Below are 25383 nucleotides of genomic sequence, written 5' to 3'. Positions count from 1 at the left end.
AAAAAGGTATCTCGCTTAACGCGGGATACCTTATCCTGTAAACACATCTTCCGATGGATATTTTATTTTTTGTTTTGCTGGTCGCGCTAAAGAGAACACAAGTGTTAATGGTCCAATTAATCCGCAGAACATAACAAACATAATAATACATTTTCCGAATGCCGATAGCTTTGCAGTAATTCCCATCGTTAATCCGACTGTGCCAAACGCTGATATTGTCTCAAATAATAATTGAATAAAGCTGAAGTTTTCTGTAAGCATTAATATGAATACCGCTGCTAAAATAAGTATTTGACTGGCAACAGCAATCGCTAAGGCCCTCGTTACTGTCGACATTTTAATTGTACGCTGAAATAAAACAATTTCCTCCTTTTTTCTAAAGAAAGAAAGGACAGATGTAATTAAGATAACAAACGTCGTTAATTTAATTCCTCCACCTGTCGATACACTTCCTGCACCAATAAACATTAAAATCATCGTAAATAATATAGATGATTCTTCCATACCTCCATAGTCAACCGTATTAAATCCAGCTGTCCGCGGAGTAATACCTTGAAAGAAGGAAGCCCATAGTTTTTCATTTAAAGATAAATTCCCTAACGTCTTCACATTATTATATTCCAATACAAAAATCACAATCATTGCTATAATATTTAGCACTATTGTTCCAATAATCATTATTTTTGAGTGAAGTGATAATTTTCGAAAACTGCGGCTATACCATATATCAATTAATACGGTAAAACCGAGTCCCCCAATTACAATTAAAGAGCAAATCCCAATATTAATAATGGGATCCCCTACATATCTTGTTAAATTATCTGGCCATAAAGCAAATCCTGCATTATTATAAGATGCAATTACATGAAAAATACTATAGTATAAACCTTTTCCAAAACCAAACTCTGGAATAAAGCGAAACGATAAAAAGATGACCCCAATAAGTTCAATACAAATCGAAAATATAAAGACACGCTTTACTAATTTTACAAGACCACCTATATTTGTTTGATTAAATGCTTCTCCAATTAATAAACGATGGCGTAATCCGATTTTTTTACCTAGTACCCAAACAATTAAAATGGCAATTGTCATAAGGCCTAGACCACCTGTTTGAATTAAAAACATAATAACAATTTCGCCAAACATCGTAAATGTACTTGCTGTATCCACTACTCCCAAACCAGTTACGGTCGCTGCTGACGTTGCTGTAAAGAAAGCATCTACCCAACTAATATGTACTTTCGTTGCGAATGGTAATTTTAATAACAAACCGCCAACCACAATTAAGCAGAAAAAGCCTAATGCTAATATTTGTGGTGGGTTTAATCGTATAAGACGATTATACAGCCCTTGTTTTTTTGTTACGTCCATATCACTAACTCCCTTATTAAAGTGAAGCTTTCCCCTCATACAATAAAAAGCTTTTTAAAAGCCCTTAAATAATTGGGACAAACCTTATATTCTCATAATATAGTTGAGCATAATCCTTTTTTTCATAGATTACAACTTTTATTTATATTCAGATTCCTTTTCGTTTTATGCTGGAAAACTCTATATCCTAACTCAATATTGCTAGCAATAACAATTTCATATGTACTATTTTTCAAATCCCCATATCTTTCACTCTATGTTCACATAGAGGTCACATCCACCTTTTATAGTATATGTATCGAAGCTGTTCCTCCCTAATTTATAAGACATTCCCCAGTGTCTTTGAATAGCTTCCATCCCTAATTAAATTGACATAAATTGTCCCCTTCCTTGACCATCTTATATATGATGGTCTTATTTTTTTGTCTTTCTATCTTTTATTTAAAACTCCCTCTCTCTTTCACTCTATATTCACACAGAGGTCACATCTACCTTTTATAGTATATGTATCGAAGTTGTTCCTCCCTAATTTATAAGACATTCCCCAGTGTCTTAAAGCAGCTTCCATCCCTAATTAAATTGACATAAATTGTCCCCTTCCTTGACCATCTTATATATGATGGTCTTATTTTTTTGTCTTTCTATCTTTTATTTAAAACTCCCTCTCTCTTTCACTCTATGTTCACACAGAGGTCACATCTACCTTTTATAGTATATGTATCGAAGTTGTTCCTCCCTAATTTATAAGACATTCCCCAGTGTCTTTGAACAGCTTCCATCCCTAATTAAATTGACATAAATTGTCCCCTTCCTTGACCATCTTATATATGATGGTCTTATTTTTTGTCTTTCTATCTTTTATTTAAAACTCCCCCTCTCTTTCACCCTATGTTCACATGAGAGTCACACCTACCTTTTATAGTATATGTATCGAAGTTGTTCCTCCCTAATTTATAAGACATTCCCCAGTGTCTTAAAGCAACTTCCATCCCTAATTAAATTGACATAAATTGTCCCCTTCCCTTGACCATCCTATGTGATGGTCTATTTTATTTTCCAAACACAAAATCAGTCTATCTAGACTTAAACAAAAAAACGAAAAATTCAGAAAATATTGTCAAATCAGGTATTTTTTCGGTATAATTACTTTAGAAAGAAATTTCGCAAAAACAAAAGGGGGGATTTTATTGAAACAAACAAAAGCAATCTTAATCGCATTATTTCTAGGTCTAGTTGTTGGACTCACTCTAAATTTAGCTGCTCCATCTATCTTTGAGCCACTAAATCAATTTGTGTTCAACCCAATTGGTCAATTGTTTATTCGACTTATTAAAATGCTAGTTGTTCCTGTTGTGTTCATTTCTATCGTACTTGGTGCTGCCGGCCTTGGAGATCCGAAACAACTTGGAAGAATCGGTTTAAAATCAATTTCATTCTTTCTCGTAACAACTGCGGTTGCCATCTCTATAGCGGTTACATTTGCACTTATTATAAAACCAGGAGCTGGCGGTAATTTTAAAACAGAAGGTCTTAAGTATGAAGGTGCAAAAACTGAAACATCTTTCGTCGACACATTGCTAAATATCGTACCAGATAACCCAGCAAAAGCGATGGCTGACGGAAACATGTTACAAATCATTGCCTTTGCCGTATTGATTGGACTCGGTATAGCTATTTTAGGAAAACGAGTTCAAGGTATCCATTCATTACTTGAACAGGGCAACGAATTAATGATGTATCTTGTTAATCTCGTTATGAAATTAGCCCCAATTGGAACATTCGGTTTGCTCGCTTCATCCGTTGGTAAAATGGGGCTTGCAGGCGTCGCTGCGATGTTCAAGTATATGATTGTCGTTATGTTAGTACTCATTATTCACGGGGTCTTTGTATATGGCGGCTTATTAAAGGTATTAGCAAAAGAAAGTATTGTTCGTTTCTTTAAACATTTCGGACCAGTAATGGCAATTGGATTTAGTACATCTAGCTCTAATGCATCGCTTCCATTTGCAATGAAAACAGCACAAGATAAGCTTGGCGTTCCAAAAGCGATAAGCTCATTTGTACAACCACTAGGGGCAACTATTAATATGGATGGTACTGCCATTATGCAAGGGGTAGCCACTGTATTTATCGCTCAAGTATACGGAGTTGAACTTACATTACCGCAATTAGCTATGGTCGTATTAACTGCTGTACTAGCTAGTATCGGTACTGCTGGTGTACCTGGTGTTGGACTTGTAATGCTTACAATGGTTTTAAATCAAGTAAATCTACCAGTAGAAGGTATCGCTTTAATTATCGGTATTGACCGTATTTTAGATATGTCTAGAACAGCTGTAAACATTTCTGGTGATGCAATTTGCGCAATGATTGTCGCAAAATCAGAAGAAAAATATAATACGGATCAATCGGCAGCATCTTAAATCAAAAAAGGAGTGATGAATTTCACTCCTTTTTTGATTTACTCCCTTTTTTAGAACGATATTCTTTCCCTTTATTATCATTACCAGTTTCAAATTCAGTGCTAAATTCCTGATTAAACTGGCCAGACTTTGGTGATCCTTGATTACCGCTCCCTTTACTACCGTTACGATTCGTCATATTTCTCCCTCCCTTCCTTGTATTAGTAGTATGGCGCTCTATCTTTTTTCATACACATTTTATTTTTTAACATCTATTACACATGAAAGAAGACCTCCCATATATAAGGAAGATCTTCTATTTCATCACGTAAGCGTTTTCTTGTTTATAATCACTTAAATAAGTTTTTTGGAAATTGAAATCATTACATTCATTTCATCTTCTGAAAGTGCAGAGAATCTTTCTTGTAAATATTGTTTTTTCGCATCTTCCATTTTCGCAACTAAATCTTTCCCTTGTTCTGTAATCTCTAAATACACAACTCGGCGATCTGATGTAGAACGTGAACGAGTTACAAAACCTTTATTAATTAATTTTTCTGTAACAGCTGTAATATGACTATTCGACACATTTAATTCATTTGCTACACGCGATACCATTTCTTTATTCGTACGATTTAATATTCTCAGGACGATGAATTCATTCCACGGTATGTAACCACCAAATATTTTTCCGATATCATTACGCAATGTGCGAAACATAGCAAACACATTTGTCGATAGTTCTTCCATTAATTGCTCTCGATTTTGAGACAACTTTGACAGCTCCTTTTATTTCATTTAGTTAAATAAAAACCTTATTAATAATTTTACATGAAATCTTACTTTTTGTCACCTTATTTTCCCATAATTCGTAGTTTTTTAATATGTATTTCATGATAAAATGAAGTTAACTTCCAGAAAAAAGGGGTATCTTAATGCATGAGGAGGAGAAATTCTCAAATCTCAGCCTAAAAGATAAAACGATTATCATTAGTATTATTGCTCTTTTTCTCATTATAATTTTTGCATTTATATTTTTTGTATATGTAGGAATCTTTCAAATTACAGGTATAGAGTATAGTTCACGTATTGTGTTACTTCTCTTTTTTTTATTAATCACTTTCTTAGACAGTATTACATTTTTCATCTTCAGTTTCTTCAAAGCACTGCTATATCCACTGACACAAAACATGCCAAATTGGATTTCTATTACTCTTTTCTCATTCATTGAAATTACACTAGATTGGTTCGTCATTCATACTGCTGATGATTGGATAGAAAGCGTACAAATGTCCAACATAGCTGAATTATGTGTCGTACTATTCTTTTTCCTCTTAAATAAATTATTAAGTGACGAGAAAGAGTAAGAATACAAGCTTTTCTATATAAAAATTGGTACAATGAAAGCAAATCTTACTAAAGAGGTGTTAATTATGAACTTACAACAATGGGCTGATAAAGGTATGTCCTTTGATACATATGTGAATGAAATGCAAGTAAACCAATACGAGCTACTACACATTTACAATAACTTTTTAATTCCAAATGAATTACTTCCTGTATTAGAAGAACGTCAAAATGACGGCTGGCGTGTTATCGTATTAACTGCTGATTGGTGTGGCGATGCTCTTTTATGCGTACCTGTTATGAAACGAATTTCTGAAGTTGCAAATATTGAAATGAGTTTATTAATTCGCGACGAAAACTTAGAATTAATGGATCAATATTTAACAAATGGAACAGCACGTGCGATTCCAATCTTTATTTTCATTGATAAAGATGGAAATGAACAAGCCGTCTTTGGACCACGCGCTCCAAAAGTACAAGAATTAGTAACTTCAATGCGCGCTACATTACCCGAAAAAGAAGATCCAACATTCGAAGAAAAACAAAAAGAAATGTATGCTAATTTCCGTGCTACATTAGCTGATGATACTTCTCTTTGGGAGCATGTAATGGAAAATATGGTGGAAAAAATAGTAAAATAAAAACCTGCCGAGCTCGGCAGGTTTTTTTATTACATAATGAAGAAATAGAATACCGCAGCTAAAATAAAACGATAATAAGCGAACGGTGTTAGTTTCACACGAGATAATAATTTCAAGAATGAAACAATTGCAAGCATCGCAACAACGAATGCAGTTACAAATCCTGTTACAAATAGCGTTATATCTGCTGAGCTTAATACATCCCAGCTTTTAATTAAATCTAATCCACTTGCAGCTACCATCATCGGTACCGCTAAAATGAACGTATATTCAGCTGCCGCTGTATGCGACACGCGAGCTAATAAACCACCACTGATTGTAGAACCAGAACGAGAAAATCCTGGCCAAAGAGCTAAACATTGAAACATTCCAATTGTAAATGCCTGTTTATATGTGATTTCATCTAACGTTCTTGCTGTACTTGGTTTCGAAAACTTCTCAGCAACAATCATTAAAATACCACCGGCTACTAAGCTAATAACAACTGGTCCTGGACCAAATAAAACCTCTTTAATAGCGCTATGGAATAACACGCCAAGTATCCCAGCAGGAATCATCCCGATAATAATATGTAATAAGTTTAACGATGGTCCGTCTGTTACTTTACCTATTCCAACTAACGACCATAGACGCTTCCAAAATATAACAACAACTGCTAAAATCGATCCCAATTGGATAACAACTTCAAAAACTTTCGCTCTCTCATCGTCAAATCCAATTAAATGTCCTGTTAAAATCATATGTCCTGTTGATGATACTGGTAGAAACTCTGTTAACCCTTCAACAGCACCCATGATTAAACCAATTAACCAATCAGCCACAAGTAGTGCCTCCTTAATAACAAATAATATGTAATTTTTTCACACCTTATCATAATACCTTATCCCTTTTCAAAGTGCATCCTTTTTTTATTGGCTTCATATGTTATAGGCGCGTATTTCTTTTCTAATCTTTGATTAAATTGTATGATAGTAAGAGTTTGTTTTTTTATACGGAAAGGGGATTTTATGAAAGAAACTACTTCATTCTCACAAAAGTTAAAGCAATTTGTATTACTATTTTTTCCGATTTTCGTAACACAAATGTCATTATTTGCGATGAGTTTTTTTGATACAACGATGTCAGGACATGCAAGTCCAACTGATTTAGCAGGTGTTGCAATTGGAACAAGTATATGGATTCCAGTTAGTACGGGGTTAACAGGAATTTTAATGGCTACTACTCCCATTGTTGCACAGCTCGTTGGATCCAAGAAAAAAGAGGACGTTCCCCACGTTGTCATACAAGCAGTTTATTTAGCAATTTGTGCTAGCTTCGTTGTTATCCTCATCGGTTTTTTCGTCGTTTCACCTATTTTAAATGGCATGCGCTTAGAAGAACCTGTGGAACGTATTGCAGCGCAATTTTTAAGTATTATCGCAATAGGAATTATACCTTTATTCACTTACACTGTTTTACGTGGATTTATTGATGCATTAGGAAAAACTCGAACAACGATGATTATTACATTATTATCATTACCAATTAACGTAATATTAAATTACCTATTAATTTTTGGTAACTTCGGTTTCCCAAAGCTTGGTGGTGTCGGAGCAGCAATTGCTTCCACTGCAACATATTGGTGCATTTTAATTATTACAGTCATTATTATTCAGACGAAAGAGCCTTTTGCCTCTTTCAACATTTTCAAACAATTATACCGACCTTCTCTTTCGAGTTGGAAAGCATTCTTAAAACTTGGCGTCCCTATCGGATTTGCTATCTTTTTTGAAACGAGTATTTTCGCTGCGGTAACGCTCATGATGAGTAATTTTAGTACGACAACTATTGCAGCTCACCAAGCAGCTATGAACTTTGCTTCCTTGTTATATATGACTCCGCTAAGTTTAGCAATGGCAATGACTATTGCGGTCGGATTCGAAGTTGGAGCAAAACGTTACGATAATGCAAAACAATACGGATTGATTGGAATTGGATTAGCCCTTGCCTTTGCTTTATTATATTCGATTCTTCTCTACTTCTTTGATGATCAAATTGCTTCTATTTATACGACAGATGCAAAAGTTCATCATTTAGCAAAAGAATTTCTTATCTTTGCAATTTTATTTCAAATTTCAGATGCAATTGCAACCCCTGTACAAGGAGCTTTGCGTGGTTATAAAGATGTAAATGTTGCTCTAATTATGACTTTAATTGCTTATTGGATAATAGGTCTACCACTAGGTTACATATTAGCGACGTATACAGAATGGGCCGCGAAAGGCTATTGGATCGGTCTTATTATCGGTCTAGCATTTGGCGCTGTCTTCCTACTTATCCGTCTCTTTCAAGTACAACGAAAATATACAACACAAAACAGCCGCTAATAATAAAGCGGCTGTTTTCTTTATGCATATTTTTTCTTGTAACGTATAATATAATGAAAAGAAAGGTGGGTACATATGGACGACAAAGAAAAAAAGCAATCATTCGATGAAGAATTTGCCCCTGAAATTTCACCTGGATATCGGCAAGATGTACATAAGCCACCTAAATATAAAAACACTTCGTTTTTAATGGGCATTACCATTTTCGCTGCTGTATTACTCATACTTATCATTTTCGTTTATTTTTGATGAAAGGTGGCCTATTATATGAAGAAACAAGATTCCAATCGTTCAAAAAGAACTGTTAAAACACAAAAAGGATATGCAGGAGATTCTGTTCATACTCTTAAACAAGTCGAGCAAGGGAATTTATATATTGCTCAAAAAGAACTTGGTCAACAAAATGAAAATCTGTAAAGGCCCTTTATTCCTTGAGGGCCTTTTTATTCCGCATTAAGTAATACACCCTCAAATGTTCTATTGAGCAATGAATTTCCTTTATTGTACGCGCTGCTTTTGTTCTAGCACCATAAAAATATTATTAACCTTTACAATTTTCACTTCATAATTCAATTTCATTTCGCTTCTCTTACCATTTTCAGTACCCGCAACGTACGCTACAGCTTGATAAAGAAAACTCTCATCGGTCTCTTCACGTATCTCCTCGCTTGTAAATTTATGCTCTAAATCTCGAAAACGATTTGGATAATAATTTTCCATTAATTGTTCATACCCTCTATTTAAAAATATTTCTTCACCTTTTCGTTTCACATCTTCTTTATTATTAAACTCAAACACTGATAGTTGTTCAGTCACAAAATGCTCTCCTACCTTTTTCATTTCATTATGAGTTAAATTTTCTATACTTTTGTTCTTTAATTCCTTATTTAACTCGTACTGATCAATCGGTTTAAAGGTAGCAAAAACCTCCTCTTTATATGACCAAAACAATACAAAAGCGATACATAGAGAAATGATTAACAGTCTTTTTTTCGTAATACTCCCGCCCTTCTTCATAATAATAGATATATTTTAACATATAGAAAGAAAATTCTGATATCATAAAATAGAATAACTTAACTCAGAAACGAGGAACAATTATGGACTCTTACAAACATTATATAAAAGAAGCTTTGCCTAATCTTTCTATACATTCATATAAACAAAATGAAGAAGGATGGGATAATGTAGCAGTTATAGTAAATGATGAGCTACTGTTTCGTTTCCCGCGAAAACAGGAATATGCGATGCGAATTCCGTTAGAAAAAGAACTATGCGCAATTCTCACTCAATCACTACAAGAAATCGAAGTTCCACAATATCACCTAATTTATAAAAATGAATCTGATGAGGTTCCTCTTTGTAGTTACTATACTCTCATTCATGGTGAACCATTAAAAACAGAAACAGTTGCCACGCTGGAGGATACAGAGCTGAAAGCAATTATTACACAATTAGCTACTTTCCTTGCGGTACTACATAGTATTCCTTTACACCAAGTTACAACGCTATGTTTCCCTATTGAAAAAACATGTACCTACTGGAAAGAGCTACAAACAAAATTAAACCAATATCTCACTACTAGCCTTACTTCATTACAGAAACTAGCCTTAAATCGCTTATTTGAAAATTTCTTTGCATGTTTAGCTACATCCACTTTTCAAAACACAATCATTCACGCTGATTTTACTCATCATCACATTTTATTTAACAAGCATAACAAAAGCATTTCAGGTGTTATCGATTTTGGTGATGCGCAAATTGGCGATCCTGCTTTTGATTTTGCAGGACTATATTATGATTTCGGAGATGAGTTTACTACATCTGTATATGAACAGTACAGTACACTTATTTCTCATCATGATCCATTACTCATTCATCGTATTACTACCTTTTATCAATACAGTCCTTTACTACATAATATTATTTATAACTTTGAGTCAGAGAATGAACTCGAATTCATTACAGGCACAGAACAGCTAAAAACGATATTACAGGGATGAGATTACATTCTCTCCCTATATACTCTCTCCTCATACATCATTAACTTTTTATCCATTTCAACAATAACTTTATACAATTGAAACGCCTGTAAAATTTGCAGTTGAATTTCAAAAGGAGCATTTTGTTCTTTTAACCATTGAAATACTTTTGTTTCATCTTTCATTGATTATTCCTCCCTTTATTCTGCTATTTGTGGGTAGCCCGATTAATGAGGGCTGATAATCAGTGGTTGATTGACAAAACCCCCACTGATTAAAGTTTCACTTTATTAAAATCTGCTACAAATATACCGTAAATGATGAAAAGCTTTTCATGTCAATAACAAAAAAGGATGCAAAGTTGCATCCTTTAATGAACTATATTTTTCTTCTGTTTCGCTTCTGTCTTTACTTCTTCCCCTTGGCATTCACTACGAAACGCACAACTTATACACTCAGAACGAAAATGACGCTCTGTATAATGCTCAGGTTGCTCTAACATTTCTTTCATTCTAGATAAATCAGCCATTCCAGTTATAATATCTTCCTGTTTCGGAATGTACTCATACTTAGTTCCTTCTATTAAATTAATAACTTCAATTTTTTCTGGAAGAACTCCGAAAGCTTTATAACTGAATACTGTCATTAGCTTCTGACAAAGAGCAAGCATTTCCTCATCTGCATCGACAACATACTTTTTAATTACAAACGACTCAGCACTCCACTCACCAACTTCAAATGTCAATGACATGTGGACACCTAACTCTTCCATATATGTTTGAAACTTCTCGTATAAAAACAATGGTGGTGTCTGACTATCATCCTTTTCAACGAACTGTAATAAGTGATCCGTTAGCTTCGCTAATACAATATAGTACTCCGTCTTCGAAGCAAACATATTAATCCTTACTTTTTTCCAATACTTTTCTATTAATATTAAAAGTACAATTTTCGTTTGTTGACCCGCAGGTAGCGTGTAATACTCGTTAATAATTTGATTGACAATCATTTGTGCTATTTGTTGCCATTCAAATGAAGAAGGTTCTCTTCTTTTTATGTGACGAAAATAAAATTTATGCGGACAACGCATAAAATCATACAAATGATAATCTGTCATCGTTTTGATTGAGATTTTCTCATGCACTTGCTCTTCATCTCCCTTCTGCCATTAAGAAAGGTGTTTTACAAATTCAGCTCCAAACTGTAAACATTTTTCTACATCTTCATCTTCTGGCGTTAATTCTACTTTTAGTCCTTCTAACACAACTGCTGCCCCGCGCTCTTGTAGCTTTTCTATTAAAATGTCAACTGCCACTCCGTATTTCGGATAAGCCGAATCACATGATCCGAATACTGCCGCTTTTTTCCCAGTTAAATCAATAGAATCCATTGCATCATAAAAATCTAAGAAATCATCCGGAAGATCGCCATCTCCCCAAGTGTATGCACCTAAAATAATTCCATCATACTGTTCTAATATAGAAGCTTCTGGTGAATCCATAATATCAATAACTTCAATTTCATTTTCTGTTTCACGAATTACGCCGGCAATATGGTCAGCCATTTCCTCTGTATTTCCACTCATACTTGCAAAAATCATTACTAACTTACTCAACTGAACCTCTCCCTTTACTTTGTATCTCTTTTTCTGTTTGAATGCTCTTCTTCTCATCTACATATTCAGACCGAATTACATTTCTTTGCCATTCCATATGCTGATCAACATCTTTATTTTTATCTTTTAATCCCCTCCGCAGAAGGTGAAAATTCTTTCTCATTAACATGTCGCATCCATCCTATTGATAATAATTATCAATTCCAACTATATTTAGATTAATTGACATTGATTATCAATGTCAATAACTATTTTTAAAAAAATGATTAAAATGTACAAGCTTGTCCGTTAGCTATTCATATACTATGAATGAGCATAGTTCTTTCTCAGCCCTCTCTGACGGAAAGAAATAAAAGCAACTGCAATAGAGTGCAGTTGCCTTTTTTTGTTTTTCTATGATTTTAGTAATCTTATAGTCGTCTCTAAAAATAGCTCCACTCCACAAATTAATGCTGATTCATCCAAGTCAAATTTCGGATGATGATGTGGATAACAAGTATATATATTTTCATTACCTGTTCCTAATTTAATGAAACAACCAGGTGCTTTTCTTAAATATGCTGAAAAATCTTCTCCACCCATAGAAGGTTCAAGCTTCACAACACGCTCATTCCCAAACAAATGTAGTGCACTTTCTTCTACTATTTTCGTAATATATTCATCATTAATAACCGGATCATATCCATATCGATACGTATATGTATACGATCCTCCATGTGCTTCTGTAATTCCTTTCACAATTTTCTCGATTTTCCCTTCTGCTTCCACCCTCAATGCTTGATTAAATGAACGAACAGTTCCCATTAAAGTTGCTGTACTAGGAATAATATTGTCAGCCGTTCCCCCATGAAATTGTGTAACTGAAACAACCCTTTGCATAAAAGCACTTGTATTTCTTGATACGATATGTTGTAGATTTGTAATAATCTGTGCTCCGATAGCAATAGGATCTATCGTTTCTTCTGGTCGCGCCGCATGTCCTCCTTTGCCTTGAATCTCAACTGTAAATACGTCTGGAGCTGCCATCATCGGTCCATATGCAATTCCTATCTTTCCACTCTCAAGTCCTGACATAACATGTAAACCTATTACATAATCAACACCGTCCATTACACCTGCCTCAACCATTTCTTGTCCCCCGCCTGGATACACCTCTTCTGCGTGCTGAAAGAATAGACGAATCTCACCTGCAAAATCTTCCTTTATATTTGATAACACCTCTGCTGTGCTTAATAAAATAGCTGCGTGAGCATCGTGCCCACATGCATGCATCATTCCTTTATTCACAGATGTATAAGATTTACTTGTCTCCTCTTGAATTGGCAAAGCGTCTATATCAGCTCGAATCGCAATTACTTTCCCTTGCTTCACACCTCTTTTAATTGCTAGTACACTATATTTCGTCGGTCTCGTTACTTCAAAAGAAGAAAATGAGCATAATGTATCATATATAAATTGCGAAGTTTCTTTTTCATGAAATGATAATTCCGGATACTTATGGAAATGCCTTCTCCATTTCACGATATTTTCTTCCGAAATTAGATTCTTCCACACTCTATTCATGATAATTTCCTCCTTTTCAAAAGAACTAGAAATTTAAAAGTTTACTCCGTCTTAAATGATTAATAAAAACAAACACTGTATTTTTACGTATTCTTATAGTCCACTTTTATGTATTCACACAATCCACTTTCTATTTACATGTCAAACCCATTACAAATTCATGCTGAATGTAATATAATTGCTAAGTTAGGGATTTTCTTTTTTAGTATTTAGTGCTAATATCAGAAAAGAGCCTTTTGACTTATTTTTACCTAAAATGTGGGATTTTGTTTTTTTCACAATAATGTAGGACATGATACCTACAAAGAGCTATTATTTCATTAAGAGAGGGAAAGACATGGAAAGATTAAAAGAGATATGGTCTCGACCACTCACACAATGGGTTGCAAAGACGGTTTATTATCTTGCAATTTTATTTGCATTACTTTGGTTGTATGGATTCCATGATACAAACACAAGTACATTTATTTACAATGAATTCTAGGGTGGGAACGTTATGAAGTTATTAGAACAAATTGAAAAGTGGGCTGCAGAAACGCCTGATCAAACCGCTTTTGTTTGGCGAGATGCGAAAATTACGTACAAACAATTAAAGGAAGATTCTGATGCGTTAGCACATTGGATTTCTTCTGAGTATCCAGACGATCGTTCACCAATTATGGTGTATGGCCATATGCAACCTGAAATGATTATTAACTTTTTAGGATGTGTAAAAGCTGGACATGCTTACATTCCTGTAGATTTATCTATCCCAGCTGATCGTGTACAACGTATTGCTGAAAATTCTGGTGCGAAATTACTTTTATCGGCAACAGCAGTAACTGTAACTGATTTACCAGTTCGCATCGTAAGTGAAGACAACTTAAAAGATATTTTCTTTACTCATAAAGGGAACACTCCAAATCCTGAACATGCGGTAAAAGGTGATGAGAATTTCTACATTATTTACACATCAGGAAGCACAGGTAATCCGAAAGGGGTTCAGATTACTTATAACTGCCTTGTTAGCTTTACAAAATGGGCTGTAGAAGATTTCAACTTACAAACAGGGCAAGTATTCTTAAACCAAGCACCTTTCTCATTCGATTTATCTGTAATGGATATTTACCCATCATTAGTAACAGGTGGTACACTTTGGGCAATCGATAAAGATATGATTGCGCGTCCAAAAGACTTGTTTGCTTCTTTAGAGCAATCGGATATTCAAGTATGGACTTCCACACCTTCTTTCGCTGAAATGTGTTTAATGGAAGCATCTTTCTCTGAGAGTATGCTACCGAACATGAAAACATTCTTATTCTGCGGCGAAGTGTTACCAAATGAAGTGGCTAGAAAATTAATTGAACGTTTCCCTAAAGCAACAATTATGAATACGTATGGTCCAACAGAAGCTACTGTCGCTGTAACAGGTATTCACGTTACAGAAGAAGTGCTTGATCAATACAAATCACTTCCAGTTGGCTATTGTAAATCAGACTGTCGCCTTCTTATTATGAAAGAAGATGGCACGATCGCACCTGATGGTGAAAAAGGTGAAATCGTAATTGTCGGTCCAAGCGTAAGCGTTGGATATTTAGGAAGCCCTGAATTAACAGAAAAAGCATTTACTATGATTGACGGTGAGCGCGCCTATAAAACAGGCGATGCTGGCTATGTTGAAAATGGTCTTCTATTCTATAATGGTCGTCTTGATTTCCAAATTAAGCTGCATGGTTATCGAATGGAATTAGAAGAAATTGAGCATCACCTTCGTGCGTGTTCTTACGTAGAAGGAGCAGTTATCGTTCCAATTAAAAAAGGTGAGAAATACGATTATTTATTAGCGGTTGTTGTTCCTGGAGAACATTCATTTGAAAAAGAATTCAAATTAACATCTGCAATCAAAAAAGAACTCAATGAGCGATTACCAAACTACATGATTCCACGTAAATTCATGTATCAATCTTCTATTCCAATGACACCAAATGGAAAGGTAGATCGCAAAAAATTATTGAGTGAGGTTACAGCATGACCGCATATGGATCATTTTATTTTTTCGCTATAGTGGGCATTTTATTAATACCTACTATCATAGCTGGATTAAAAGGTAAAATGTTGCGCAAATATAATGCCGTTTTAACATTAGTCATGATTGCTATTATCTTCTCAGATAAACCAAAGCAAGCAATGATGCTAGCTGCATTTATTATTTGGCAATATGTCCTTATTAAAGGCTATTTAATTTTAAGAAAACAAAATAATAGTACATTCACATTTTGCATAGCTGTTATTTTATCGATTTTGCCTCTTATTTTGGCAAAAATCGCGCCGTTTGCATCGTTTTTACCTGAGTTAAAACTTGTTGTTTTCCTAGGTATATCTTACGTAACATTCAGAGCAGTTCAAATGGTATTTGAAGTTCGTGATGGTTTAATTAAAGAGCTTTCTTTCTTTAACTTCTGGGAATTCGTTTTATTCTTCCCTGCGATTTCAACAGGACCTATCGATCGTTACCGAAGATTCCAAAAAGATATTCAAAAGCCACCTAGCGCTGAAGAATATCAAAATTTACTATATACAGGACTAAATCGTATTTTCCAAGGTTTCTTGTATAAATTTATTATTGCTTACTTAATAAAGCAATATTGTATGGATCCAGCATTCGCTCAACACGATACAATATTTTCAAATATGATTTACATGTATAGCTATAGCTTATATCTATTCTTTGATTTTGCTGGTTATAGCTCTTTTGTAATTGGTGTAAGTTATATGATGGGAATTAAAACGCCAGAAAACTTCAATAAGCCATTCCTTAGTCGTAATATTAAAGACTTCTGGAACCGCTGGCACATGAGTTTATCATTCTGGTTCCGTGATTTTATTTACATGCGTTTCGTCTTTTTTGCAACGAAGAAAAAGTTAATTAAGAACCGTTACACTATTTCGTATATCGGTGCATTTTTAAACTTCTTCATTATGGGAATTTGGCACATCCAAGGAAGCGCTGTTGCGCAGTATGTTATTTATGGTCTATACCATGCCGCACTGTTTATTTTATTCGATATTTTTGAACGAAAAAACAAGAAGCATAAGTTTTGGCCAAACAATAAATTTACACACATCCTTGCGATTGTAATTACGTTCCACGTTGTATGTTTCGGTTTCCTAATCTTCTCTGGACACCTTAACAGATACTTTTAATGCACCCTTCTTATTCCATTAAGAAGTTGCACATATAATATATTTCGGATATAAAGGAGATTTTAAAAATGGCAGAATTCAAAGAGCAAGTATTAGATATTTTAGAAGAAGTATGTGAAAACGATATTGTGAAAGAAAACTTAGATGTTCAATTATTTGAAGAAGGTATCCTTGATTCTTTCGCTGTAGTATCTTTATTAGTTGAATTCCAAGAGCGTTTAGATATTGAAGTTTCTATTTCTGATTTTGACCGTGACGAGTGGGCTACACCAAACATGGTTATTAAAAAGTTGGAAGAAATCCGATGAACAAAGCAAAATTTGGTCCGATGCTTTTAGCATTGGCCCTTTTTGCTGTATTCTTACTTATTCCAACGCGCTTCCTACTTCCACTTTTAAGTGATGAAAAAGTAGAACAAGCTGCTACTTCTTTAAAAGAAGAAAAAATTCAAAGTATGATTTTACAGCAAAAGATGTTAGCAGATCAAAAATATCTTCCGATGTACGGTTCATCGGAATTCGCACGTATGGATGCTTTCCATCCATCTAATTATTTTAAAGTAAAGCCTGAAGGATTTACGCCATTCCTTCTTGGACGCGGCGGAACACAAGACCTTGTACATGTATTAAACTTCGCATCTACAATGGATCAATTGAAAGATAAGAAAATGGTATTCGTTCTTTCTCCGCAATGGTTTGTACCACAAGGTATTGACGAAACGCACTTTGCACCTAACTTTTCAAAACAACAAGGTTACCACTTCATTTTCAACAATGATTTAAAACCTGAAATGAAAAAACAAATTGCAAAGCGTTTATTAAACTTTGAGATTGTAAAAAAAGAAACTTTATTAAAAATTTCGCTTGAAGGTATCGCTTATGATGATACGAAGTATAAAGTAAAAGCACTTGCTGCTAAACCTTTCGCTTATATTTATCGTAACATTTTAGATCGTAAAGATTTATTTACAGCTATGTTTAATATTAAACCGCACAAAGAGAAGCTCGATCCTTCATTAAAACAAATGAACTGGGAAGAGGCTCGTAAACATGCGGATCAAACAGGTGCAGCAGAATCTGGATCTAATGAATATGGTATCGAAGATGGTTACTTCAATAGCAAAATTAAGAAAAAATTAAAGCAACGTGAAGGTTACTTAAAAAATGATGCTTATGACCAATCGCCAGAATATAAAGATTTACAAATTGTACTTGATTTATTAAAACAATCTGGTGCAAAACCACTCTTCATTTCTGTTCCTGTCAAAGGTCCTTGGTACGACTACGCTGGCTTCCCGAAAGAACGCCGCGAAGCATACTATAAGAAAGTTCATGAGCAAATTGAAAAAGCTGGTTATCCAATTGCCGACTTCTCAAATCATGAATACGATAAATACTTCTTAAAAGATCATATGCACTTAGGTTGGAAAGGCTGGGTTTACATCGACGAAGCCATCCAACAATTTTATAAAGCAAACTAACGAAAAGACCGCTTGAATTACTCAAGTGGTCTTTTTGTATATATTTTGTAATTGCTCGATTGCATTCGCCGCTTCTTTCATAACTCGCTCCACTACATGCTGAGCTGATTCGATTCGTGCCAATGATGCTGCCTGTCCTGCCCAAAGTGACATATATTCTTCCTTATTTTGCTTCGCTGCCTCTTGGCGTATTTTAGAAGTTAATACGTTTTGCACTGGATATACCGGAAGCCCTTCTTCTTTTCCTTCATGCCTTTCTATAAATTCATTCCGAATACCGCGTGCATATTTCCCGGAAAACGCACGAGTTACAGTTGTGCTCGTATCTGTACTATGTAAAACCGCTTCTTTATACACATCGTGCGTAATACTCTCTTCACTTGTTAAAAAGGCTGATCCCATTTGAACACCTTCTGCTCCTAATGCCAAAGCCGCAACAAGCCCTTGTCCGTTCATTACACCACCTGCTGCGACAATTGGGATATGCGGAATAACCCCTACTAACTGAGGTATTAACGCAAACGTACCAATCATAGCATCTCGTTCTTTCCCAATAAACGTTCCTCTATGCCCTCCTGCTTCGCTACCTTGCCCAATAATAATATCTACTCCTAGCTCAGCAAGTACTTTCGCTTCCTTCACATGGGTAGCTGTTCCGATAACTTTTATTCCACTTCTTTTTAAATCATTTATTTCTTCTTTTTCTAACGTTTGAAATGCAAAGCTAACGACCGGTACTTTTTCATCTAATAGCACTTGTAATTGTTCCTTATAGCTTTTTGGAAGCTTTAACGTTCCTTCTACTTCTATACCTAATTCTCTATTCACTCCGCTTAGTAATACTTTCGCCTCATTTACCTTCTCTTCTTCTATTTCTATCTCTTTCGTTACAAGTAAATTAACACCGAAAGGCTTATCTGTTAGTTCTCTTATTCTATAAATCGCTTCACGAATTTGTTCTGGGCTCATATAGCCGGCTCCAAGCGTCCCTAATCCTCCACTATTACTTACTGCTGCAACAAGTTCTGGCGTCGTAATCGCGCCTGCCATACCGGCTTGAACAACGGGATACTCAATTTTTAATATGTCTGTTACTCGACTTGTAAACATCATTTTCCCTCCTATTTCCTTTATATCTTCTTTATTTGATAAGCTTTCCCCTGCTTTTGCAAGGGTTGAACTTCATATGAAGCGAATATATTGAAAGAGAAGGAGGCTGAGCTTAATGATTTATCCAAATGCATTAAAACAAGGTGATACAGTAATGATTATTGCACCATCTGGTCCACCTACAATCGAAAGTGTATTAAAAGGTGTGAATGTATTACAAGAGATGGGGTTATCCGTAATAATCGGGAAGAGTGTTTACGAGAAATATGGATTTTTAGCCGGAAGTGATCAAGTTCGGCTTGACGATATACATGAAGCATTTACAAATAATGAAGTGAAGGCAATTTTTTGTGCACGAGGTGGTTATGGAAGTGCTCGTCTTCTTCCTCACATTCAATATGAAGTTATTAGGCAAAATCCAAAAATCTTTTGGGGATATAGCGATATTACAGCTTTACATACTGCTGTTTCACGTTATGCAAAGCTTATAACATTTCATGGTCCGATGATTGAAGAGCTAGGAAAAGGCATTGATTCCCTATCTTTATCCTCTTTTAATCAGCTATTCCATCCGTATTCAACCATTTTATCTGCATCAGAATGTATCGTACCTAGCTCTCACAGTACAGTTACAAGTACGTTAGTTGGAGGAAATTTAGCTGTGTTAACAAGTATAATTGGCTCGCCCTACGAGATAATTACGAACAATACACTTTTATTACTTGAAGACATTGGTGAAGAACCGTACCGCATTGACCGTATGTTAAATCAGCTACTTTTATCTGGAAAGTTTAATGAATGCAGGGGCGTTATTTTCACAAGTTGTCACGACTGCACTCCTTCAAAGCCCTCTCAATCATTGCAAACAATATTATATGAATATTTCGCGCCATATCATATACCTGTCCTATTCGATTTACCAATTGGACATATAAGTCCAAACATCGGTATTCCACTTGGAGCTACAGCGACAATAAACACGAATAATAAAACAGTCTCTATTTCTTCTGGTATAGCCACTTCATATTCAAATTAAAAAGTAAAAGGAAAAGCGATTACGCTTTTCCTTTTACTTATAATAATTAAAAATTCGTCCAGATGCGATATCTGCAATTTCTTCTGGAATAAATGTTTTACTTATATCAGTGCCAACATTTAATACAGCTGTAGCATCTTTCTCAATGCTACCAAATAACTCTTTCCCACGTATCGTAATAAGGGGCGTTCCTTCTGGCAACACATCTTTTACAAATTCCATTTGTGTAAAGAACGGAACGATCCATCTACCTTCTCCTTGGAAATGACGCAAACGAAGTATTCCTTCTGTTGCCCCGTCCTCTGCTTCTAGTGAACCAGCAACATAAAACTCAGTAGATAAGAGCAATTCATAAAATTCCTTTTGCTTCTGTTTATCATCCCCTGCTACAACAAGTACCTCTTCTAATTTCTTTACTGAAATTTGCTCCATATGATGCCACCCCTATTTTCAAAATGATTGTACTTAGATTATACGAAATATTCTTATTTTTTTCTACATAATTCGCAATTATTTTCTTAAAATAATTTTAACACTTCTTTTGTCGTCACAATCGTAGCAAACTCTTCATGTAAATTTACAAGTGTCATATTGTGAATATCTTCTGCACTATACTCTTTACCATCTAAACCTATACGGTTAAAAGTAGCCGTTGCATCACTCACTAAATATGTTGTAAATCCTAAATTCCCTGCCATTCGTGTCGTAGTTTCCACGCAATGATTTGTCGTTAATCCTACAACCACTACTGCATTACATTTGTTCTTTCTTAATTGCTCTTCTAAATTTGTCCCAATGAACGCGCTGTTAACGAATTTCTGAATAACCACTTCACCAAGTAGTGGTTGCACTTCTTCTTTAAAGTTTACCGTTTCCGCTCTCTCATAAAACATTGACTGAGCATTTTCTTTATTTACATGTTGAATATGAAAAACTGGTCGTTTCCTTTTTCTCCATTCTTCTAACAAAATTCTCATGTTTTCTTCAGCAAAAATATTATTTCTCTCGCCCCAATCTGGTAATTGAAATGCCTTTTGTACATCGATTATGATAAGTGCTATTTGATTTGTCATCATTTCCCCCTTAATTTGGCTGTAATTGAAATAGAAAACCAAGTTGTTGTGACGCAGTAATAAAGCAAACATAGGCGCAAAGCTCTACAATTTCTTTTTCTGTCCAATATTGTTTTAAAGCGTGAAACATAGTATCATCTATTGCTTTTCGGTCATGAACAAATGTATGCGCAAAAGTAACGGCTACACCAATCTCCTCTGCCTTTTGCACATCATCAGGTCTTCCCTTTGCCATACAGTACGGACATTCATTCCCATACGCTAATGTTCTTCTCACTTGCTCCTTCAACTCTGCTGAAAGAGTCCCTTTATTGTACAGTGTATCTTCTAACGTACTCCACGAGTGTAATATATCCGAATTATGCCCTAATAACTTTTGAAACTTTGTATCTCCTACATTTGATAATGAAATTCTCTCCATCATTTCCCCTCCTATTTCCTTCTGTTTTATTGTAAAATAAATAACGTTCACTTTACATTTCATATGAATCTTAATTTATATTTTTCCTTTACAAAAATCATTATTTTACTGGAGGTATATTTACAAATGCAACTAGACCGTGTTGATCGAAAAATTTTAAATGAATTATATAATGATAGTCGCCTTTCTATGCGTGAATTGGCGAAACGAGTAAACTTATCTGCTCCGTCTACTGCAGAACGTGTTCGTAAACTTGAAAGTGAAGGCGTTATTCAAAAATATACAATCGATATCGACTATAAAAAAGCAGGACTAGTTTTAGATTGTATTTTAGAAATCACTTTAAAAAATGGTGATACAACACGTATGCAACAGTTTATTCAGTCTTATCCATCTGCAAGTTTTTGTTACCGAGTAACAGGAAGCTTATGCTACATTGTAAAAATTTCTGTTCCTTCACTCGTTGAACTTGAAGAATTTATCAATGATGTTTCTTCATATGCAACGACAGTTTCTCATATCGTATTATCAGAAGTATCTCTTACTCCTGATATTGAACATATCTTCCCAGAAGATTAATTTATTTTTATTCATAAATTATAAAAAAACCCCTTACAATAAGAATAAAAATAATATATTATGTATTAAAATACATAAAATTCGAGAAAGGGGCTTTACATTGAAAATCTGGTTTTATGAAAAAACGGCACAATTAGATGACTTGCTTGGTATTTGGGACAATGTTCCGACCATCCCGCGAATTGGTGAAAAAGTGGAGATTTTAAAGACAGTCCGCACTGTTACAGATATTAAATATGTCAAGAACGGTAATAATTTTCGTGTAGAAATTATTACAAATTAAAAAGTAGCTCCTAAGAGCTACTTTTTAATTATCTATTATGTGCTTTCTTTATAACGATTTTATCTTCTTCTACAGCTACTGTTACATAATCATTTTCTTCTAACCGAAGCTTATTTACAGCCTCATCTGGTAACTCTATGGCCATCAATCTATCGGTTACGATCACTTGACTATACACTTCATTTTCTTGTGATGAATTCACTACTTTTTGCTCATTTATAAAACGTACTGGTGGCACGCCAACTTCTTTTACTGTACGCCATTGTTTCCAAACATACGGAATTAACCATAGTAATCCAACAACTGTAAGACCGATACCGATCCATAAATTACTTTGCGCTTGTAATTCAGTAATTGAGATTGTACCACTTTCTTCTCCACCGAAAAATTGCATACTTGTTGCAATCAAATTATTTAGAGCGTGCACAGCTATATTCGTCCATATATTTTTTGTCTTTATGTATAAAAGACACATAACGACACCAAACATGAACGCACCAATAACATCAAAATGTCCTAGGCCAAAAATAATTGAAGATATAATTACAGCTTTTTTAATTCCCCATTTATGAGCCATTCGCTGTAAGAAAAATCCCCTAAAAATAACCTCTTCCATAATAGGTGCTAACACACATGCTGAAATGAAAGTAAATATCGTCATATATACGTTACTCGTATTAATAACATTTCCGTCTTCTAGCATAGTAACTAAGAAATTCGGTAACGTATGTGCTAATATGTAAAATTGAATCTGAGATATGCCAACTGAAAAAATCATCCCCATTATCGTTGCTAATACAATTAATCCCCAAGATAAACGTCCTGGCTTATCAAAAAAACTGTTAAATACAATATTATTTTTATTTGTTTTTACGTATAGCCAAAGTAATGGAAATACAAAAAATACAGTTATTTGTGAAATAACCTCCATCGTATTCTCAGAAACATTTGCTAGACCTAATGGTATCATTATAAGGAACACCCCTATAATCATCCATCCAAAAAAGCTGCGTAGCCTTATACGTGAAAATGCATAGTGCATATAGAACACCTCCAAAGATAGTAAAAGTAAATGGTCGGATAACTACATTATAATATGAATATAGTTGAAACCCTTCCTATTTTTCTCAATTACTTTCAAACAACATAGCTCTTAAAATACCATATCGCTGTTCTTCAAGTTGCAATCCAAGTGAAATTTATGTAATAAAAATCCCCGTTTTTACAAGCGGGGATTTCTTTTATTATAATACGTCACGTTTTTGGAATAATGCACTTGATGCTACAAGTAACACAACAAAGTATGCAGCTACAAGTAATAATGAAGTTGTAAACGTAAATTCTGTAAATGTTGGTTCCATTCCACCATTGATTAATTTATTACTATCGTAAGCTCTTAAATCCAAATGGTTGAATACTACAAACTTCGCTACACCTTTTGCAAACATTATTAATACCATATTAATTGCACCTTGTAAGAAGAATAGGAACATCGTAATAATTAATGGTAATACAGATTTTCTAAAGACATTTGCTAGGAAAAATGCAAGTGTTGCAAAAAAGAACGGTGAAAGTAGTTGATATAAAGTGGACTTCATAACGATTCCTAATGTTAATTCTGTTTTACTACCATCCATTACAATACCGCCAATAATCATTGCAATTAGCATACCAGCTAATACGATAAATAACATTGCTAATAACACTGTAATATATTTAGAAAATAAAACTGCAAGTCTTTTTCTTGGACGGATTAACAATTGTTTAATTGTACCTTTTTGGAACTCATCAGTAAGAGTACGGGCAGCAAGTGTAATCCCAAAAATCGTTGTAAATAAAACAATTAAGCCAATCTCTGAGTTTGCATAATCTAAATATGATCCCTTAAACTCATCACCTTTTCCCCACTTCAACATTGCTAAAGTACCTAAAATTTCGAGTGCCGCAATGACACCCATTAAAATATACATACCTTTTTTCGCATGCAACTTTAAAAATTCATTTTGAATTAATTTAAACATTACGCTTTCACTCCCCCAGTAATCGCTAAGAACTCATCCTCTAACGTTTTATTTTGAACAGTAACTCCGTATACAAGCACATCAGCATGAACAAGTTTTTTTACAAGTTGCGGAATGTTGTCTTTTGTTACAGATGCTACAATTACATTCCCTTTTGCTTTACCTTTAATGATTTCATTTGCTTTCTGAACTTCATCTACTTCAAACGCTACAACGACTGCCTCATCATGTTTCACTTTTTCATGTAAGTTGTACTCTTGTACAAACTCACCTTGTTTAATAATAACGACGCGATCACACATTAATTCAATTTCACTCAATAAGTGACTTGATACGATTACAGCAATATTCTCTTCTTTCGCTAAACGTTGTAAATAATCACGAATTTGGCGAATACCAGCTGGATCTAATCCATTTGTCGGTTCATCTAAAATTAAGATTTTCGGCTGATGCAGTAATGCCTGTGCAATTCCTAAACGTTGTTTCATACCAAGTGAATATGTTTTCACCTTTTTATGAATCGCATGCTCTAACTCAACAAGCTTTACAATCTCAGCAATGCGCTCTTTACTAATTGGTGTAATGGCCATGTTCGCAAAATGCTTTAAGTTTTGCATCCCTGTCATATAATCATATAGTTCAGGATTTTCTACAATCGCTCCAATTTGCTCTAGTGCCTTTTCACGCTCTGAGCGAATACTATGTCCACAAATTGTAATATCGCCCTCTGTCATTGAAATAAGACCTGTCATCATACGGATCGTCGTCGTCTTACCGCTACCGTTCGGTCCAAGGAATCCGTATACTTCTCCTTCACGAACCTCAAATGATAAACCACGAATAATTTCCGTTCCACCAATCTTTTTTCGAACATTCTCTAACTTTACTACTACGTTTCCCAATGCTG

At 34.7% G+C, this 25383-nt stretch carries 32 protein-coding genes; 15 read left to right on the top strand and 17 right to left on the bottom strand.

Features of this window, described 5'->3' with window-relative positions; translation table 11 throughout:
* Positions 1 to 30: 30 nt before the first annotated feature.
* Complete coding sequence (locus tag C3Y97_RS06930) at positions 31 to 1374, bottom strand: TrkH family potassium uptake protein (protein WP_000383523.1); 1344 nt, start codon at positions 1372 to 1374, stop codon at positions 31 to 33.
* Positions 1375 to 2561: 1187 nt separating this feature from the next.
* On the opposite strand from C3Y97_RS06930, the gene C3Y97_RS06925 reads away from it, so the two are divergent.
* Complete coding sequence (locus tag C3Y97_RS06925; RefSeq protein ID WP_000814802.1) at positions 2562 to 3797, top strand: dicarboxylate/amino acid:cation symporter; 1236 nt, start codon at positions 2562 to 2564, stop codon at positions 3795 to 3797.
* 22 nt (positions 3798 to 3819) lie between these two features.
* Here the strand turns inward: C3Y97_RS06925 and C3Y97_RS06920 are convergent, their stop codons facing one another.
* Both C3Y97_RS06920 and C3Y97_RS06915 read right to left on the bottom strand, forming a co-directional pair.
* Complete coding sequence (locus C3Y97_RS06920; RefSeq protein ID WP_000184928.1) at positions 3820 to 3975, bottom strand: hypothetical protein; 156 nt, start codon at positions 3973 to 3975, stop codon at positions 3820 to 3822.
* 155 nt (positions 3976 to 4130) lie between these two features.
* Positions 4131 to 4550: a MarR family winged helix-turn-helix transcriptional regulator gene (locus C3Y97_RS06915; RefSeq protein ID WP_000081432.1), complete on the bottom strand. Its 420-nt coding sequence runs from the start codon at positions 4548 to 4550 to the stop codon at positions 4131 to 4133.
* A gap of 161 nt (positions 4551 to 4711) precedes the next feature.
* On the opposite strand from C3Y97_RS06915, the gene C3Y97_RS06910 reads away from it, so the two are divergent.
* On the top strand, positions 4712 to 5143 hold the full coding sequence (locus tag C3Y97_RS06910; RefSeq protein WP_000544071.1) for a YrvL family regulatory protein: 432 nt from the start codon (positions 4712 to 4714) through the stop codon (positions 5141 to 5143).
* A gap of 33 nt (positions 5144 to 5176) precedes the next feature.
* Entirely contained in the window at positions 5177 to 5764 is a 588-nt protein-coding gene (locus C3Y97_RS06905; protein WP_002040836.1) for a thioredoxin family protein, read from the top strand.
* Positions 5765 to 5793: 29 nt separating this feature from the next.
* Here the strand turns inward: C3Y97_RS06905 and uppP are convergent, their stop codons facing one another.
* Entirely contained in the window at positions 5794 to 6585 is a 792-nt protein-coding gene (gene uppP / locus C3Y97_RS06900) for a bacitracin resistance undecaprenyl-diphosphatase (protein WP_098212759.1), read from the bottom strand.
* 186 nt (positions 6586 to 6771) lie between these two features.
* On the opposite strand from uppP, the gene C3Y97_RS06895 reads away from it, so the two are divergent.
* From C3Y97_RS06895 to C3Y97_RS27785, 3 genes are all read left to right on the top strand, one after another.
* Positions 6772 to 8130 carry an MATE family efflux transporter gene (locus tag C3Y97_RS06895; protein WP_071741071.1) on the top strand — a complete coding sequence of 453 codons (1359 nt, stop codon included), beginning with the start codon at positions 6772 to 6774 and terminating at the stop codon, positions 8128 to 8130.
* A gap of 75 nt (positions 8131 to 8205) precedes the next feature.
* Positions 8206 to 8379: a hypothetical protein gene (locus C3Y97_RS06890; RefSeq protein ID WP_000341062.1), complete on the top strand. Its 174-nt coding sequence runs from the start codon at positions 8206 to 8208 to the stop codon at positions 8377 to 8379.
* 18 nt (positions 8380 to 8397) lie between these two features.
* A complete protein-coding gene (locus C3Y97_RS27785; protein WP_000743742.1) occupies positions 8398 to 8547 on the top strand; it encodes a hypothetical protein in 150 nt (49 codons plus the stop codon).
* Positions 8548 to 8628: 81 nt separating this feature from the next.
* Here the strand turns inward: C3Y97_RS27785 and C3Y97_RS06885 are convergent, their stop codons facing one another.
* Positions 8629 to 9147 carry a biotin transporter BioY gene (locus C3Y97_RS06885; RefSeq protein WP_136363218.1) on the bottom strand — a complete coding sequence of 173 codons (519 nt, stop codon included), beginning with the start codon at positions 9145 to 9147 and terminating at the stop codon, positions 8629 to 8631.
* A gap of 83 nt (positions 9148 to 9230) precedes the next feature.
* Here C3Y97_RS06885 and C3Y97_RS06880 point away from each other — a divergent pair, with 83 nt between their 5' ends.
* Positions 9231 to 10133 carry an aminoglycoside phosphotransferase family protein gene (locus C3Y97_RS06880; RefSeq protein WP_000378985.1) on the top strand — a complete coding sequence of 301 codons (903 nt, stop codon included), beginning with the start codon at positions 9231 to 9233 and terminating at the stop codon, positions 10131 to 10133.
* A 2-nt stretch (positions 10134 to 10135) separates the two neighbouring features.
* On the opposite strand, the gene C3Y97_RS27780 is transcribed toward C3Y97_RS06880, so the two are convergent.
* The 5 genes from C3Y97_RS27780 to amaA form a co-directional block, all read right to left on the bottom strand.
* The gene (locus C3Y97_RS27780) at positions 10136 to 10297 is read right to left on the bottom strand and encodes a hypothetical protein (protein ID WP_000651086.1); all 162 of its coding nucleotides are present in this window, start codon (positions 10295 to 10297) and stop codon (positions 10136 to 10138) included.
* Between the two features lie 185 nt (positions 10298 to 10482).
* Entirely contained in the window at positions 10483 to 11256 is a 774-nt protein-coding gene (locus C3Y97_RS06875) for a hypothetical protein (protein WP_136363216.1), read from the bottom strand.
* A 24-nt stretch (positions 11257 to 11280) separates the two neighbouring features.
* Positions 11281 to 11727, bottom strand: a complete 447-nt coding sequence (locus tag C3Y97_RS06870; protein ID WP_000041153.1) for a flavodoxin — start codon at positions 11725 to 11727, stop codon at positions 11281 to 11283.
* Positions 11720 to 11896, bottom strand: a complete 177-nt coding sequence (locus C3Y97_RS27775) for a hypothetical protein (RefSeq protein ID WP_000929023.1) — start codon at positions 11894 to 11896, stop codon at positions 11720 to 11722. The genes C3Y97_RS06870 and C3Y97_RS27775 overlap by 8 nt, the downstream gene beginning before the upstream one ends.
* A gap of 224 nt (positions 11897 to 12120) precedes the next feature.
* Complete coding sequence (amaA, locus tag C3Y97_RS06865; protein ID WP_001082783.1) at positions 12121 to 13290, bottom strand: N-acyl-aliphatic-L-amino acid amidohydrolase; 1170 nt, start codon at positions 13288 to 13290, stop codon at positions 12121 to 12123.
* 337 nt (positions 13291 to 13627) lie between these two features.
* On the opposite strand from amaA, the gene C3Y97_RS06860 reads away from it, so the two are divergent.
* The 5 genes from C3Y97_RS06860 to dltD all read left to right on the top strand — a co-directional run bounded on the left by C3Y97_RS06860 (position 13628) and on the right by dltD (position 17953).
* The gene (locus C3Y97_RS06860; protein WP_000440293.1) at positions 13628 to 13774 is read left to right on the top strand and encodes a teichoic acid D-Ala incorporation-associated protein DltX; all 147 of its coding nucleotides are present in this window, start codon (positions 13628 to 13630) and stop codon (positions 13772 to 13774) included.
* A 12-nt stretch (positions 13775 to 13786) separates the two neighbouring features.
* Entirely contained in the window at positions 13787 to 15301 is a 1515-nt protein-coding gene (gene dltA, locus C3Y97_RS06855) for a D-alanine--poly(phosphoribitol) ligase subunit DltA (protein WP_000770505.1), read from the top strand.
* Complete coding sequence (dltB, locus tag C3Y97_RS06850) at positions 15298 to 16473, top strand: D-alanyl-lipoteichoic acid biosynthesis protein DltB (RefSeq protein ID WP_000127933.1); 1176 nt, start codon at positions 15298 to 15300, stop codon at positions 16471 to 16473. The genes dltA and dltB overlap by 4 nt, the downstream gene beginning before the upstream one ends.
* Positions 16474 to 16541: 68 nt before the next feature.
* On the top strand, positions 16542 to 16781 hold the full coding sequence (gene dltC, locus C3Y97_RS06845; RefSeq protein WP_000807310.1) for a D-alanine--poly(phosphoribitol) ligase subunit DltC: 240 nt from the start codon (positions 16542 to 16544) through the stop codon (positions 16779 to 16781).
* Positions 16778 to 17953 (top strand): D-alanyl-lipoteichoic acid biosynthesis protein DltD, encoded by a 1176-nt coding sequence (gene dltD / locus C3Y97_RS06840; protein ID WP_136363214.1) that lies wholly within the window; start codon positions 16778 to 16780, stop codon positions 17951 to 17953. Before dltC ends, dltD begins: the two co-directional genes overlap by 4 nt.
* Before the next feature lie 21 nt (positions 17954 to 17974).
* On the opposite strand, the gene C3Y97_RS06835 is transcribed toward dltD, so the two are convergent.
* The gene (locus C3Y97_RS06835) at positions 17975 to 19063 is read right to left on the bottom strand and encodes an NAD(P)H-dependent flavin oxidoreductase (protein WP_000495279.1); all 1089 of its coding nucleotides are present in this window, start codon (positions 19061 to 19063) and stop codon (positions 17975 to 17977) included.
* 115 nt (positions 19064 to 19178) lie between these two features.
* On the opposite strand from C3Y97_RS06835, the gene C3Y97_RS06830 reads away from it, so the two are divergent.
* On the top strand, positions 19179 to 20099 hold the full coding sequence (locus C3Y97_RS06830; protein ID WP_000640079.1) for a S66 peptidase family protein: 921 nt from the start codon (positions 19179 to 19181) through the stop codon (positions 20097 to 20099).
* 33 nt (positions 20100 to 20132) lie between these two features.
* On the opposite strand, the gene C3Y97_RS06825 is transcribed toward C3Y97_RS06830, so the two are convergent.
* The 3 genes from C3Y97_RS06825 to C3Y97_RS06815 all read right to left on the bottom strand — a co-directional run bounded on the left by C3Y97_RS06825 (position 20133) and on the right by C3Y97_RS06815 (position 21593).
* Positions 20133 to 20531: an SseB family protein gene (locus tag C3Y97_RS06825; RefSeq protein ID WP_000435265.1), complete on the bottom strand. Its 399-nt coding sequence runs from the start codon at positions 20529 to 20531 to the stop codon at positions 20133 to 20135.
* A gap of 86 nt (positions 20532 to 20617) precedes the next feature.
* On the bottom strand, positions 20618 to 21172 hold the full coding sequence (locus C3Y97_RS06820; protein ID WP_000184436.1) for a cysteine hydrolase family protein: 555 nt from the start codon (positions 21170 to 21172) through the stop codon (positions 20618 to 20620).
* 10 nt (positions 21173 to 21182) lie between these two features.
* Positions 21183 to 21593 carry a carboxymuconolactone decarboxylase family protein gene (locus C3Y97_RS06815; RefSeq protein WP_000439756.1) on the bottom strand — a complete coding sequence of 137 codons (411 nt, stop codon included), beginning with the start codon at positions 21591 to 21593 and terminating at the stop codon, positions 21183 to 21185.
* A 126-nt stretch (positions 21594 to 21719) separates the two neighbouring features.
* Between C3Y97_RS06815 and C3Y97_RS06810 the strand changes: the two genes are divergently transcribed.
* On the top strand, positions 21720 to 22172 hold the full coding sequence (locus C3Y97_RS06810; RefSeq protein ID WP_001175498.1) for an Lrp/AsnC family transcriptional regulator: 453 nt from the start codon (positions 21720 to 21722) through the stop codon (positions 22170 to 22172).
* A 100-nt stretch (positions 22173 to 22272) separates the two neighbouring features.
* The gene (locus C3Y97_RS06805) at positions 22273 to 22455 is read left to right on the top strand and encodes a DUF3913 family protein (RefSeq protein ID WP_000707107.1); all 183 of its coding nucleotides are present in this window, start codon (positions 22273 to 22275) and stop codon (positions 22453 to 22455) included.
* Between the two features lie 28 nt (positions 22456 to 22483).
* Here C3Y97_RS06805 and C3Y97_RS06800 read toward each other — a convergent pair whose 3' ends face one another.
* From C3Y97_RS06800 to C3Y97_RS06790, 3 genes are all read right to left on the bottom strand, one after another.
* Positions 22484 to 23497 carry a CPBP family intramembrane glutamic endopeptidase gene (locus tag C3Y97_RS06800; protein WP_000558808.1) on the bottom strand — a complete coding sequence of 338 codons (1014 nt, stop codon included), beginning with the start codon at positions 23495 to 23497 and terminating at the stop codon, positions 22484 to 22486.
* 202 nt (positions 23498 to 23699) lie between these two features.
* Complete coding sequence (locus tag C3Y97_RS06795) at positions 23700 to 24476, bottom strand: ABC transporter permease (RefSeq protein ID WP_000475456.1); 777 nt, start codon at positions 24474 to 24476, stop codon at positions 23700 to 23702.
* Positions 24476 to 25378, bottom strand: a complete 903-nt coding sequence (locus C3Y97_RS06790; protein ID WP_000528788.1) for an ABC transporter ATP-binding protein — start codon at positions 25376 to 25378, stop codon at positions 24476 to 24478. Before C3Y97_RS06790 ends, C3Y97_RS06795 begins: the two co-directional genes overlap by 1 nt.
* Between the last annotated feature and the right edge of the window lie 5 nt (positions 25379 to 25383).

The sequence above is a fragment of the Bacillus sp. DU-106 genome, assembly GCF_004799705.1.
GTDB classification, from domain to species: Bacteria; Bacillota; Bacilli; order Bacillales; family Bacillaceae_G; genus Bacillus_A; species Bacillus_A cereus.
Note: the sequence above shows the minus strand (reverse complement) of the source record. Positions and strands in the feature narration are given on the sequence as shown.